1 protein-coding gene (running past one end of the window) is annotated in these 15644 nt (G+C 70.8%); it reads right to left on the bottom strand.

The features are described from left to right. Positions 1 to 15644 carry the start of a non-ribosomal peptide synthase/polyketide synthase gene (locus LTT66_RS17015; protein ID WP_233068653.1) on the bottom strand. 28144 nt of this gene lie to the left of the window's left edge, so only the first 15644 of its 43788 coding nucleotides appear in the window; the start codon lies at positions 15642 to 15644; the stop codon falls past the left edge of the window.

Genomic DNA, 15644 nt, shown 5'->3' with positions numbered 1-15644 from the left:
TGGGCGAGGATCGCGGACTCGATCTCGCCGAGCTCGATGCGGAAGCCGCGCACCTTGACCTGGTCGTCGGCGCGGCCCAGGTATTCCAGCTCGCCGAAGCGGTTCCAGCGGGCGAGGTCGCCGGAGCGATACAGTCGCCCGCCCGGCTCGTCGCCCATCGGGTCGGCGACGAAACGAGCGGCCGACAGATCGGGACGGCCGAGGTAGCCGCGGGCCAATTGCGGTCCCGCCACGTACATTTCGCCCGCGACGCCGACCGGCACCGGGCGCAGCCTGCTGTCGAGCACGTACACCCGCAGGCCGGCGATGGCGCGGCCGACCACGCTGCCGGAGGCGGCGGCGATGGTCGCGGCGTCCAGCGCGCGGTAGGACACGTGCACCGTGGTCTCGGTGATGCCGTACATGTTGACCAGCAGCGGCGCGGTCGTAGACGTCGCACCGGTGCCGTCGCCGTGGCGCGCGACCCAGTCCGAGAGCCTGCGCAGCTCCAGCGCCTCGCCGCCGAACACCACGTAGCGCAGCGCCAGCGGCGCGGCGTCGGGCGCGGCGTTCCGGTCCGCTTCGGCCAGCTGGTAGAACGCGGACGGGGTCTGGTTGAGCACCGTGACGCGTTCGGCGCGCAGCAGTTCCAGGAACTGCTCCGGCGACCGCGAGGTGTAGTAGTCGACCACCACGAGGGTGCCGCCGAACAGCAGCGGGCCCCACAGCTCCCATACCGAGAAGTCGAAGGCGTAGCTGTGGAACAGCGTCCAGACGTCCTCGGGCCCGAAACCGAAGTCGCGGTCGGTGTTCGCGAACAGCCGCACCACATTGCGGTGCGCGACGGCGACGCCCTTCGGGCGGCCGGTAGAGCCGGAGGTGTAGATCACGTACGCGACGTTGTCGGGCGTGAGCGCGGAGTTGCGGTCGGCGTCGGTGATCGGGGCGTCGTCGGCGTCCTCGACATTGCCGGTCTCCACCGCGAACCCGTCCAGCACGACGGCGGGCAGCCCGGCGGGCACCTCGACCTGCACCGTGGAGTCGAGCACCACGCTGGTGGGCCGGGAATCGGCGAGCACGTAGGCGATGCGCTCGGCCGGGTAGGTCGGGTCGACCGGCACGTAACCCGCGCCCGTCTTCACCACGGCCAGCAGCGCGACCACGAGGTCCAGCGAGCGCGGCAGGATCACCGCGACCAGCGTCTCGGGCCCGGCGCCGTCGCTGATCAGCCTGCGCGCCAGCACGTTCGCGCGCCGGTCCAGCTCGGCGTAGGTCAGCGTCTCCACGCCGAAGCGGGCGGCCACCCGGTTCGGGTGCGCGGCCACCGCCGCGTCGAACAGCCCGACCAGCGTGATATCCGGATCGGCGAACGCGCCCGCGACGCTTTGCGCGCCGGAGGACACCCAGCGCTGCGACACGTCCAGCCGCTCGCTCTCACCGAGCAGGTCGATATCGCCGATGGCGATCTCCGGGTCCTCGGCGATGCCGCGCAGGATGCGCACCAGACGGTCGGCGAAGGCCGTCACCGTCTCCGGATCGAACAGTTCGGTGGCGTAGTTCCACGACAGCGTCAGCCCGCCGTCGGCGGCCTCGCCCACGGTGAGCTGCACGTCGAATTTCGCCGTGCCTGGGTCGAAGTCGACGGCGGCGAGTTCGAGGCCGCCGGGCAGCGCGACGGCGCCGAGCTCGGCCGCCGAGGCGGCTTCGAAGGTCAGCGCGACCTGGAACAGCGGGTGGTGCGCCTGCGAACGCGCCGGGCTGAGCACGTCCACCAGCCGCTCGAACGGCACGTCGGCGTTGGCGAAGGCGGCCAGATCGGTGCGGCGCACCTGGTCGAGCAGCGCACCGAAGTGGGCGCCGGGATCGACCTCGCTGCGCAGCACCAGCGTGTTGACGAACATGCCGACGACGTCGTCGAGCGCGCGTTCGCCGCGGCCCGCGATCGGCGTGCCGATCGCGACGTCGGTGCTGCCCGACAGCCTGCCCGCCCACACGGCCAGCGCGGCGTGCACGACCATGAACAGCGTCACGCCGCGGGCGCGCGCCAGCTCGGCGAGCGCCTCGTGCACCTGCGCGTCGACCGAGAAGTTGTGCGTGCCACCGGCATTGGAGGCAATCTCCGGCCGGGGCCGATCGCTGGGCAGCTCGATCTGGTCGGGTAGGTCGCGCAACTGCTCGGTCCAGTAGGCGATCTGGCGCGCCGCCACGGAGTCCGCGTCGTCCTCGGCGCCGAGCACCTCGCGCTGCCACAGCGCGTAGTCGGCGTACTGCACCTCGAGCGGGGCCCAGGAGGGCACCTCGCCGCGGGCGCGCTCGGTGTAGGCGAGCACGACATCGCGCAGCAGCGGCCGCAGCGAGAAGCCGTCCGCGCTGATGTGGTGCACGACCAGCACGGCGACGTGCTCGGTCGCCGACACCGCGAGCAGGCTCGCCCGGAACGGGATCTCGGTGGTGACGTCGAAGCCGACGCTCGCCAGCTCGACGACCCGCGCGGTCAGCTCCTGCGCGCCGACCGATTCGGCGACCAGGTCGAAGCCGACCTCGCCGACCGGCAGGACGCGCTGGTAGCCGGTGCCTTCCACCTCGGGGTAGACGGTGCGCAGCGCCTCGTGCCGCGCGAGCACGTCACGGATGGCCGCGCCGAGTGCGGCCACGTCCAGCTCACCGGTCAGCCGCAGCGCGACCGGGATGTTGTTCACGGCGGTGCGGTTGTCGAACCGGTTGAGGAACCACATCCGCTGCTGGGCGAGCGAGAGCGGCACCAGCTCGGGGCGCTCCCGCGCGACCAGCGGCGTCCGGCCGCCCTGGCCCGCGGCCGATTCCACCTTCGCCGCCAGCGCGACGACGGTGGACGCCTCGAACAGCGCGCGCACCGGGACCTGCGTGTTCAGCGCCTCGCCCAGACGAGCCGCCACCTGGGTGGCGACCAGCGAGTTGCCGCCCAGTTCGAAGAAGTCGTCGTCCAGGCCGACCCGCTCCACGCCGAGCACCTCGGCGAAGGTCTCGGCCACGATCTCCTGCACCGGCGTCGCGGGCGCGCGGAACACCTTGGCCTCGAAGACCGGTTCCGGCAGCGCCTTGCGGTCCAGCTTGCCGGAGGCGTTCAGCGGGAACTCGTCGAGCACCACGTACGCCGCGGGCACCATGTAGCCCGGCAGCCGCGCGCCGAGTTCGGCCTTGACCGACTCGACGTCCACCACCCGGTCCGGGTCCGTCACCAGGTACGCGACCAGCTGATCACCGGTCCGCTCATCGGTGCGCACCACGACCACCGCCTGCGCGACCGATTCCAGCGCGGTGAGCGCCGCCTCGATCTCCCCCAGCTCGATGCGCAGACCGCGCACCTTGACCTGGAAGTCGGTGCGGCCCAAGTATTCCAGCTCGCCGTCTTCGGTCCAGGCCACCAGGTCGCCGGTGCGGTACATGCGCTCGGCCTGGCCGAACGGGTTGGCCACGAAACGCTCGGTGGTGAGGTCCGGGCGGCCCACGTAACCGTGCGCCAGCTGCGCGCCCGCGAGGTACAGCTCGCCGGGCACGCCGACCGGAACCGGCCGCAGGCGCGAATCCAGCACGTACACCTGGGTGTTGAACACCGGAGCGCCGATCGGCACCGACACCGTGTCGCCCTCGGTCACCTCGTGGAAGGTGACGTCGACCGCGGCTTCGGTCGGGCCGTACAGGTTGTGCAGACGCGCGCCGGTCAGCTCGCGCAACTTCTGCGCGGTCACCGCGGGCAGCGCCTCACCGGAGGCGAAGACGTTGCGCAGGCTGGTGCACTCGGCCGCGCGCTCCTCGGCCACGAACACCGACAGCATCGACGGCACGAAGTGCACCGTGGTGACCTGCTCGTCGACGATCAGTCGAGCCAGGTACGCGGGATCGCGGTGGCCGTCCGGCTTCGCGACCACCAGACGGGCCCCGACCTGCAACGGCCAGAAGAACTCCCACACCGACACGTCGAACGTCGCGGGCGTCTTCTGCAACACCACGTCGTAGGCCGCCAAACCGTATTCGGCGTGCATCCACACCAGGCGGTTGACGATCGCGGCGTGCGAGACCGCCACGCCCTTCGGGCGACCGGTGGAACCGGAGGTGAAGATCACGTACGCGGTGTTGGCCGGACGCAGCGGCTTGTGCCGGTCGGCGTCGGTCAGCGGCTCGCCGGAGAACTCCGACAGGTCGATCTGATCGATGCGCACCTGCCGGGACACGGTGGTCTCCAGGTCGGAGCCGGAGGTGAGCACGCACACCGGGCGCGCGGTCTCCAGGATGTAGTCGATGCGCTCGGCCGGGTGGTCCGGGTCCAGCGGCACGTACGCGCCGCCAGCGGCGTTCACCGCGTACATGCCCACCACCAGATCGATGGAGCGGCGCATGCCGAGGGCCACATACGATTCCGGCCCGACGCCGTTGACCTTGAGCCAGCGCGCCAACTGGTGCACCCGGCGCGCGAACTCGGCGTAGGACAGACTCGTCCCCTCGAACGTCACCGCCGGACTGTCCGGTGTGCGCGCGACCTGCGCCTCGAACAGCGAGACCAGGGTCGCCGCGGCGTCGCCGACCGGCGAGGTGAGCGCGGCGTCGACCGGGAACTCGGTGGCGTTCCACCGCTCGATCACCAAGGACCGCTCGGCGTCGTCCAGCAGGTCGATGTCGCCGACGGTGACCGACGGATCGGCGGCGATACCGCGCAGCACCCGCACGAACCGCTCGGCGAACGTACCGGCGAACACGCCGTCGAAAAGGTCGGTGGCGTAGACCAGTTCGGCGTCCATCGCCGCTTCGGCGCCGGGCACCTCACTGAGCGTGAGCTGGAGGTCGAACTTCGCCGTCGGCTGGTCGATGCCCAGCTCGGAGACGGTGAGGCCGGGCAGCTCCAGCGCGGTGCGGCCGAGGTTCTGGAACGACAGCATCACCTGGAACAGCGGGTGGCGCGCCTGCGAGCGGGCCGGGTTGAGCACCTCGACCAGCCGCTCGAACGGCACGTCCGCGTGCGCGAACGCCTGCAGGTCGCGCTCGCGGACCCGGGCGAGCAGGTCGCCGAACGACTCGGCGGTGTCCACTTCGGCGCGCAGCACCAGCGTGTTGACGAACATGCCGACCAGATCGTCGAGCGCCTGCTCGCCACGGCCGGCGACGGGAATGCCGACGGCGATGTCGTCGGAGCCGCTCAACCGCGCCAGCAGCGCGGCGAAGGCGCCGTGCACCACCATGAACAGCGTGCTGCCGTGCGTGTGCGCGACCCGGTTCAGGTCCTCGATCAACTCGCCCGGCACGCGGAACCGGTAGGTCCCCGCGCCGTAGGAGGCGACGGCGGGGCGCGGGCGACCGGCCAGGCGCAGTTCGTCGGGCAGACCGGCCAGCGCCCCGCGCCAGTAGTCGAGCTGCTCGGAGATCAGCGAGGTCGGGTCGTCCTCGGAGCCGAGGGTGTCGCGCTGCCACAGCGCGAAGTCCACGTACTGCACCGCCAGCGGCGGCCAGCCCGGCTGGGCGGCCGAGGTGCGCGCCACGTACGCGGTCATCAGGTCGCGCACCAGCGGGCGCATGGAGAAGCCGTCGGCGGCGATGTGGTGCACCACCACGACCAGCACGTAGTCGTCCGGACCGAGCCGGTAGGCGCGCAGGCGCACCGGCGGTTCGGTGGTCACGTCGAAGCCGCGCTCGACGAACTCGTAGAGCGCGCCGAGCAATTGCCCCTCGGCCACCTCGACCACGTCCAGCTCCGGAATGGCCCGGCCCGCGTTGAGCACGCGCTGGTAGGCGACACCGTCGCGGGACGGGTAGATGGTGCGCAGCGATTCGTGCCGCCCGACCACGTCGGCGATCGCGCCGCGCAGCGCGTCCAGGTCCAGCGCGCCTTCCAGCCGCACCGCGGCCGGGATGTTGTTCGCGGCGGAGTCGGCATCGAAACGGTTGAGGAACCACATCCGCTGTTGCGCGAGCGACAGCGGCGGATGCTCGGGACGCACCTGTGCCGTGAGCGCTTGGCGCGCACCGCTGCCCGCGTGCGACTCGATGCGGGCGGCCAGCGCGGCCACGGTCGGGGCTTCGAACAGCACGCGCACGCCGACGTCGGTGTTCAGCGCCGCGCTCAGCCGGGCGACCACCTGGGTGGCCACCAGGGAGTTGCCGCCGAGTTCGAAGAAGTCGTCGTCCACGCCGACGCGCGGCACGCCGAGCAGATCGGCGAACAGCTCCGCCACGATCTCCTCGATCGGCGTCGAGGGCGCGCGGAACACCCGCGCCTCGAACACCGGCGCGGGCAGCGCCTTGCGGTCCAGCTTGCCCGAGGCGTTGACCGGGAACGCGTCCAGCACGACGAGTGCGGCCGGGATCATGTAACCCGGCAGCACGGCGGCCAAGGCGGCCTTCACGTCGTCGGTATCGACGGTCGCGAACGGCTCGCAGACCAGATAGCCCACCAGCTGATCGCCCGCGTGCGCGTCCGAGCGCAGCACCACGACCGACTGCGCGACACCGGGCTGCGCAAGCAGCGCGGACTCGATCTCGCCGAGCTCGATGCGCAGACCGCGCAGCTTCACCTGGAAGTCGGTGCGGCCCAGATAGTCCAGCTCGCCGTCCGGAGTCCAGGCCACCAGGTCACCGGTGCGGTACATCCGGGCGCCCGGGGCGCCGTACGGGTTGGCCACGAACCGGTCGGAGGTCAGGTCGGGGCGGCCCAGGTAGCCCAGCGCCAGCTGATCGCCCGCCAGATACAGCTCACCCGCGACACCCGGTGCGACGGGGTGCAGACGGCTGTCGAGCACGAAGACGCGAGTGTTCCACACCGGGCGTCCGATCGGCACCGACACCGTGTCGGCTTCCGTCGCCTCGTGATACGTCACGTCGACGGCGGCTTCGGTCGGGCCGTACAGGTTGTGCAACCGGGCGCCGGTCAGCTCGCGCAAGCGCTGCGCCGTCTGCGCGGGCAGGGCCTCACCGGAGGCGAAGACCTGCCGCAGCCGTGCCGCGGGCAGGCCGTCGCCGTTCTCGTTGCCCAGCGTGGACACGAAGACCGAGAGCATGGACGGCACGAAATGCGCTGTCGTGATCTGCTTGTCGGCGATGATCTGGGACAGGTACACCGGGTCGCGGTGCCCGTCCGGGCGCGCGACGACCAGCCTGGCCCCGGTCTGCAACGGCCAGAAGAACTCCCACACCGACACGTCGAACGTGGCGGGCGTCTTCTGCAGCACCGCGTCGTCGCGGCCGATGGGGTATTCGTGCTGCATCCACAACAGCCGGTTGACGATCGCGGCGTGCGAGACCGCCACACCCTTCGGGCGTCCGGTCGAACCGGAGGTGAAGATGACGTAGGCGATGTTCTCCGGCCGCAGCGGCTGCGTGCGCTCGGCGTCGGTGATCGGCGCGCCGCTGGTCGCGGCGAAACCGGGCACGCCTTCGATGCCTTCCACCGACAGCGCGGTCACCCGCGGCTGCGGGTCGAGGCCGAAGCCGTCCGCGGAGCGGTACAGGATCATCCGCGGCCGCGCGGTCTCGATGATGTAGTTGACGCGGTCGGCGGGCTGGTCCGGGTCCAGCGGCACATAGGCCGCGCCGGTCTGCACCACCGCGTACATCGCGACAACCAGTTCGGTCGAACGCCGCAGCGCCAGCGCCACCAGCGATCCCGGGCCGACGCCCGCGCCGATCAACTGCCGGGCGATGCGGTTGGCCCGCTCCTGCAACTGGCGGTAGGTCAGCCGCTCGTCCTCGAAGTCCAGCGCGATGGCATCGGGCGTGGCCGCCGCCTGCTCGTCGAACAGCGAGACCAGCGTGGCGAACTGGTCCACCGGGTGCCCGGTGTCGTTCCAGTCGACCAGCACCCGCGCGTGTTCTTCCGCCGCGAGCAGGTCGATGTCGCCGATCGGCACGTTCGGGTCGGCGGTCACGGCCGCGAGGATGCGGTCGAGGCGGCGGGCGAACGCGGCGACGGTCGATTCGTCGAAAAGATCCAGCGCGTAGGAGAACTCGGCCGACATGCCCGCCGATTCGCCCTGTTCGTCCTGGGTCTCCGAGAGGGTCAGCTGCAGGTCGAACTTGGCCAGCCGGGCGTCGTAGTCGATGCCGTTGACCGAGAGACCGGGCAGCTCCAGGCTGGCCTGCCGGGTGTTCTGGAAGGTCAGCATCACCTGGAACAGCGGGTGGCGCGCCTGCGAGCGGGCCGGGTTGAGCACCTCGACCAGCCGCTCGAACGGCACGTCGGCGTGCGCGAACGCGTGCAGGTCGGTCTCGCGGGAGCGGGCCAGCAGATCGGCGAAGCTCGACGCTCCGTCCACCTCGGTGCGCAGCACGAGCGTGTTGACGAACATGCCGATCAGGTCGTCCAGCGCGGCCTCACCGCGACCGGCGACCGGGGTGCCGATGGCGATGTCGCTGGTGCCGCTGGCCCGGGCGAGCAGCACCGCCAGCGCGCTGTGCAGCACCATGAACAACGAGGCATTGTGCCTGCGGCCCAGCTCGATCAGGGCGCGCTGGGTCTCGCCGGAGATCACGAACGGGTAGGTGCCGCCGCGGTAGGAGGCGACGGCGGGGCGCGGCCGATCCGAGGGCAGCACCAATTCGTCCGGCAGGTCGGCCAGTTCGCGGGTCCAGTACCGGATCTGGGTGGAGATCAGCGAGCTCGGGTCGTCCTCGGCGCCGAGCACCTCGCGCTGCCACAGCGCGTAGTCGGCGTACTGCACCGGCAGCGCCGACCAGGCCGGCGCCTCCCAGGACGTGCGGGCGGCGTAGGCCACCATGACGTCGCGGGCCAGCGGTCCCATCGACCAGCCGTCGGCGGAGATGTGGTGCACCACCATGCCGAGCACGTACTCGGTCTCGCTGATCTCGAACAGCCGGGCGTGCAGCGGCACTTCGTTGGTCACGTCGAACGCCATCGAGGCCAGCTCGACCAGGTGATCGATCAGGTTGTGCTCGGTCACCGGCACCGGGGTGAGGTCCGGCACGATCTGCGCGGCGTCCAGCACCACCTGCACGGGCCCGGTCTTGGTCTCCGGGAAGACCGTCCGCAGCGACTCGTGCCGATCGATCACGTCGATGACCGCGACCTGCAACGCGGCGATGTCCAGATCGCCGGACAGCCGGATGGCGACCGGGATGTTGTTGACCGCCGAGGAGGTGTCGAACCGGTTGAGGAACCACATGCGCTGCTGCGCCAGCGACAGCGGCACCTGCTCCGGACGCTGCCGGGCGACCAGCGCCTTGCGCGCGCCGTCACCGGCGTGCGATTCCACCCGCGCGGCCAGCGCCGCGACCGTGGACGCCTCGAACAGCATGCGCACCGGCACCCTGGTGTCCAGCGCGATGCCGAGGCGGGAGGCCACCTGGGTGGCGATCAGCGAGTTGCCGCCCAGTTCGAAGAAGTCGTCGTCCACGCCGACGCGCGAGATGCCGAGCACCTCGCCGAAGATCTGCGCGACGATCTCCTCGATCGGCGTCGTCGGAGCGCGGAATTCGCGCACCTCGAACACCGGGGCGGGCAGCGCCTTGCGGTCCAGCTTGCCGGAAGCGTTCAGCGGGAACGCCTCGAGCACCATGATCGCCGAGGGCACCATGTACGCGGGCAGCGTGCGGTGCAGCGCGTTCTTGATGCTGTCCAGATCGACCGGGCCACCCGCGGTGACCACGTAGGCGACCAGCTGATCGCCCGCGACGGTCTCCATGACCAGCACGACGGCCTGGGTGACGGCCGGGTGGTCGAGCAGGGCGGTCTCGATCTCGCCGAGTTCGATGCGCTGACCGCGGAACTTCACCTGGAAGTCGGTGCGGCCGATGTACTCCAGCACACCCGCGCTGCCCACCTCGGGATCGCGCGGCTGCACCCAGCGCACCAGGTCGCCGGTGCGGTACAGGCGGGAGCCGGGCGCGCCGAACGGGTCGGCGACGAAGCGTTCGGCGGACAGGTCGGGGCGGCCGTAGTAGCCACGGGCGGTCTGCACACCGCCGAGGTACAGCTCGCCGGGCACGCCGACCGGAACGGGCGCGAGGCCCTCGTCCAAGACGTAGGTCTGCGCGTTCCACACCGGGCGGCCGATCGGCACCGACGTGGGCGCGACCTCGTTGAGGTGCCAGGCCGTGGTGTGCACGGTGAACTCGGTGGGGCCGTACAGGTTGTGCACCGCGGCGGTGGAGAACTGCCGGAACGCGGTGACGGTCGCCGGCGGCAGCGCCTCACCGGCGACGAGAACCGCACGCAGCGAAGCGCATTCGGCCGTGGACGCGGACCCGGCGAACACCGAGAGCATCGACGGCACGAACGAGGTCATGGTGACGCGGTGGCGTCCGATGATCTCCGACAGGTAGATCGGATCGCGGTGGCCGTCCGGCGCGGCGATCAGCATGCGGGCGCCGACGGCCAGCGTGCCGAACAGCTCCCACACCGACACGTCGAAGGTGACCGGCGTCTTCTGCAGGATCACATCGGCCGGGCCGATCCGGTATTCGGCGGTGATCCAGGCGATCTGGTTGACCACCGACGCGTGGCTGACCGCGACGCCCTTGGGGCGGCCGGTGGAGCCGGAGGTGTAGAGCACGTACGCGGTGTTGGTGGCGCGCAGCGGGGCGCGGCGCTCGGCGTCGGTGACCGGCTCGTCGCCGAACCCGTCCAGGTCCAAGGTGTCCAGCGTCAGCACCGGGATGCCCGCGGCGGTGACGTTGTCGGCGGTGGTGGTCAGCACGCACACCGGCGCGGAGCTGTCGAGCACGTATTCGGTGCGCTCGGCCGGGTGGTCGGGATCGATCGGTACGTAGCCGCCGCCCGCGGTCATCGTGGCGTAGATCGCCACCAGCATGTCCACCGACCGGCGGATGCCGACGGCGACCAGCGTCTCCGGGCCGACGCCCGCGTCGATGAGCTTGCGCGCCAGGCGATTCACACGCCCGGCGAACTCGGCGTAGGTCAGCTCGACCGGCGCGCCGAACTCGTCCGCGCCGCGAACGCCGCCGTCGAACACCACGGCGGGGTCGTCGGGCCGGGCCCGCACCTGCTCCTCGAACAGCTCGAGCACCGTCGCGGCGGGAACCTCACGGGTGGTGTGGTTCCACTCGGTCAGCACGCGGGCGCGCTCGGCCTCGTCGAGGATCTCGATGTCGCGCACGGCGGTTGCCGGTGCGGCGACGGCGGCTTCCAGCACACGCAGGTAGCGGCGGCCGAACTCGGCGACGGTCGGGGCGTCGAACAGGTCGGTGGCGAAGGAGATGACCGCGCCCATGCCCGCGGGCTCGCCGTTCGCGCCGCGCTCCTCGGTGACCGTCCACTGCAGGTCGAATTTGGCGATGTCGACTTCGAGCTCGTCGGCGGTGACCGAGAGACCGGGCAGTTCCAGGGTCGCGTGCGACATCTCCTGGAACGACAGCATCACCTGGAACAGCGGGTGGCGTGCCTGCGAGCGGGTCGGGTTGAGCACCTCCACCAAGCGCTCGAACGGCACGTCGGCGAACGCGAACGCGGCGAGGTCGGTTTCCCTGGTGCGGCCGAGGAATTCGGCGAACGGCTCGCTGCCGTCCACCTCCGAGCGCAGCACGAGGGTGTTGACGAACATGCCGATCAGGTCGTCGAGGGCCTGCTCGCCACGTCCGGCGACCGGCGTGCCGATCGCGATGTCGTTGGTGCCCGACAACCGGGCCAGCAGCACGGCCAGCGAGGCGTGCATGACCATGAACAGGCTGACGCCCTGCGCGCGGGCCAGCGCGACCAGACGCCGGTGCAGCTCGACATCGATGTCGAAGCTCACCCGGCTGCCGTGGAAGCTCTGCACCGGCGGACGCGGACGGTCCGCGGGCAGGTCCAACTGATCCGGCAGGCCCGCCAGCGCCCTGCGCCAGTAGGCGATCTCGCGCGCCGCCATGGACGCGGGATCGGACTCCGCGCCGAGCAGTTCGCGCTGCCAGATGCTGAAGTCCTGGTACTGCACCGGCAGCGGAGCCCAGCTCGGCGCCTCGCCCGCGGCGCGGGACAGGTAGGCCGCGGCCACGTCGCGCGCCAGCGGGCCGAACGAGAAGCCGTCGGCCGCGATGTGGTGCACCACGAACGCCACGGCGTAGTCGGCGGTGCCGTTGCCGCGCCCGCCGGTGACCGCGAACACCCGCACCCGGATCGGCAGCTCACGCGAGACGTCGAAGCCGCGCGCGGCGAATTCGGCCAGCGCGGCGTGCAATTCGGCCTTGTCGATCGGCTGCAACTCGATGCCGAGTTCGACCTGGTCGACCGGAAGCACCTGCTGGTAACCGCCGTCGCCGGACTCGGGGAAGATCGTGCGCAGCGACTGCTGCCGCTCGACCACGTCCAGCAGCGCCGACTGCAACGCCTCCAGATCCACCTGGCCGCGCAACCGCACCACGAACGGCAGGTTGTAGGTCGGCACGGTCGGGTCGAACTGGTTGATGAACCACATGCGCTGCTGTGCCAGCGACAGCGGCACCCGCTCCGGCAGCCGCTGGGCCACCAGCGGCGGACGCGATTCGCCGACCGGAGCGGCATTCTCCGCGCGCGCCGCGATCCCGGCGACGGTCGGGGTCTCGAACAGCGCGCGCACCCCGATCTGGGTGCCGAAGGCCGCGCCGATACGCGCCACCACCTGCGTGGCGACCAGCGAGTTACCGCCCAGGTCGAAGAAGTTGTCATCGATGCCGATGCGGTCCTGGCTGAGCACGTCGGCGAAGATGCCCGCCACGATCTGCTCGGCCTGGGTGCGCGGTGCGCGGAAATCGCCCGCGTCGGCGCTGAACACCGGCTCCGGCAGGGCCTTGCGGTCCAGCTTGCCGCTGGTGTTCAACGGGAAGGCGTCCAGCACCATGATCGACGCGGGCACCATGTAGCTGGGCAGCTTCTCGGCGGCGAACCTGGTCAGCTCCACCGGGTCCACGGTGTGGCCGGGAGCCGGGACGACGTAGGCGACCAGCTGCTGACCGGTAGCCGTGTCCATCACCAGCACCACGGCCTGGCTGACCGCCGGGTGGGCGAGCAGATCGGTTTCGATCTCCCCCAGCTCGATGCGCTGACCGCGGAACTTCACCTGGAAGTCGGTGCGGCCGATGTATTCCAGCGTGCCCGCGTCGTTCCAGCGCACCAGGTCGCCGGTGCGGTACATGCGTTCGCCGCTGGTCGACAGCGGGTTGGCCACGAAGCGGTCCGACGTCAGGTCGGGACGGCCGCGGTAACCGCGCGCGAGCTGGCGCCCGCCCAGGTACAGCTCACCCGGCGCGCCGATCGCGGCCGGGCGCAGTCGCGAATCCAGCACGTAGACCTGGACGTTCCACTCCGGGATGCCGATCGGCACGGTCACCGTGTCGGCGGCCGTGGCCTCCCAGTAGGTCACCGAGACCGCGGCCTCGGTCGGGCCGTACAGGTTGTGCAGCCCCGCGTCGGTGATCGCGCGGAAGCCCGCTGCGGTCTCCGGCGGCAGCGCCTCGCCGATCACGAAAACCGCCCGCAGCGTGGCGCATTGGGCCTGCGTGGCGTGGGCGACGAACACCGTGAGCATGGACGGGACGAAGTCGGTCACGGTGACCCCGTGGCGGGAGATCATCTCCGCCACGTACAGCGGGTCGCGGTGCCCGTCTGGCGACGCGATGACCAGTTTCGCGCCCACCAGCAGCGGCAGGAAGTAGCCCCACAGCGACACGTCGAACGTGGTCGCGGTCTTCTGCAGATACACGTCTTCCGCGGTCAGCCGGTACTCGTCGAGCATCCACAGCTGCTGGTTGACGATCGCGTGATGGGTCACCGCCACGCCCTTGGGACGACCGGTGGAACCCGAGGTGTAGATGACGTAGGCGGTGTTGTCCGGGCGCAGCGGCGCCAGCCGCTCGGCGTCGGTGACCGGGGCGGCCGAATACGCCGAGGTGTCCAGGGTGTCGATCTCCACCCGGCGCACCGACTCCGGCAGCTCCAGCTCGTCGGCCGACAGCGTCAGCACGCACACCGGCGCGGCGCTGTCGAGGATGTAGGCGGTGCGCTCGGCCGGATGATCCGGATCGATCGGCACGTACGCGCCACCGGCCTTCAGCACCGCGTGCATGCCGATCACCAGCTCCAGCGAGCGGCGCATGCCCAGCGCGACGAGCGATTCCGGGCCGACGCCGTCGGCGATCAGGAAGCGGGCCAGCTCGTTGACCCGCGCGTCGAACTCCGCGTAGGTCAGCGTCGCGCCCTCGAAGTCGAGCGCGATGTTGTCCGGAGTCAGGGCCATCTGCGCGTCCAGCAGCGCCGCGAGAGTGGTCTCCGGGACGTCCTGCTCGGAGTCGTTCCACTCCAGCAGGGTCCGCTCGCGCTCACCGGCGGTGGTGACCGGAAGGTCCCACACCGTCTCGTCCACGTCGGCGGCGAGGAAGCGGTCGAAGAACTCGAGGAAGCGGCCGTGGTGGCGGCGCGCCTCGTCCTCGGTGTAGAGGTTCGGGTTGGTCTCGAAGTCGATGTGCGAGCGGGTCCCCGCGACCGACTGGTAGAAGTTGACGCCCAGATCCTCGATGCTGCCGGTGGACAGCACGCTGAGCTGGCCGACCATCGGGCCCATCACCAGCTCGTCACCGAACAGCATGATGTTGACCCACGGCCCGAAGAACTCCGTGGTCACCACGCCGTCGCCGGCCGCGTCGCGGCGGATGTCCTCGTGGCGGTAGCGCTGGTGGCGCAACGCGCCGGAGACCTCGACCTGGACCTGTTTGAGCAGCTCGGACACCGTGGTGGAGTGGCCGACGTGCAGCCGCAGCGGCACGATGTTCGACGACACGCCGCCCGAGCGGCGCATCGCGGCGGTGGTGCGCGCGGTCACCGGCAGGCTGAGGATGACGTCCTCGACGCCGTTCCACTGCGCCAGATACGCGGCGAAGCCCGCGAGCAGCAGACCGGCGGGCGAGGAATCGTGCCGTGCGACGGCCGCGTCCAGCTGGCCGTTCTGCTCGTCCGACAGCGCCGCGCTCACTACGCCGTTGATCGCGGCGGGCGGCGCGGAGCGGCCGGTCAGGCTGGTGCCCTCTTCCAGCCCCGCCACCCGCTGCGCCCAGTACTCCTTGTCGGAGACGAAGCGGGAGCTCTCGCGATAGGCGATTTCCTGCTCGTAGAGGGTGTGCAGATCGGTCGCCTTGGACGGCGTGGGTTCGGCCCCGGCGACGTAGGCGGTGTAGAGCTCCGCGATGCGGTTGAGGTTGGTCATCGCGCCGTAGCCGTCGAGCGCGATGTGGTGGGCGCGGGAGTACCAGTACCAGTGGTCGTCGGCCAGTTGCAGCGCCGCGATCATGATCAGCCGGTCGTTGATCAGGTCGAGCGGGCGACTGTATTCGGCGCGCATCCATGCCATCGCCGCGGCGGCCGGGTCGGCCTCGCCGCGCAGATCTACGTACACGACCTTGTCGTAATCCGCGATGGAATGATCGATGAACTGCAACGGCTCGCCGTCGCGCTCGACGATCCGGAGGAAGCCCGAACCCAGCTCGTGCGAGGCGTCGATGCTGGCGCGCTCGAGCACGTCGACATCCAGCTCACCGTGCAGGTCCACGTACTGCGCGATGGTGACCGGCACCTGCGGGTCGACATGCTGCGCGTACCAGATGCCCAGCTGAGCAGGAGACAACGGGAAGGCGCCGGACAGGCCGGGTTCTACCCCACCAGCGTGTGCCCGTTCGCCACCAGTTTCGCCGTTTCCGCCGAAATCCAGCCGGTCCAA

The organism is Nocardia gipuzkoensis, from assembly GCF_021183645.1.
Classification (GTDB): Bacteria; Actinomycetota; Actinomycetes; order Mycobacteriales; family Mycobacteriaceae; genus Nocardia; species Nocardia abscessus.
Note: the sequence above shows the minus strand (reverse complement) of the source record. Positions and strands in the feature narration are given on the sequence as shown.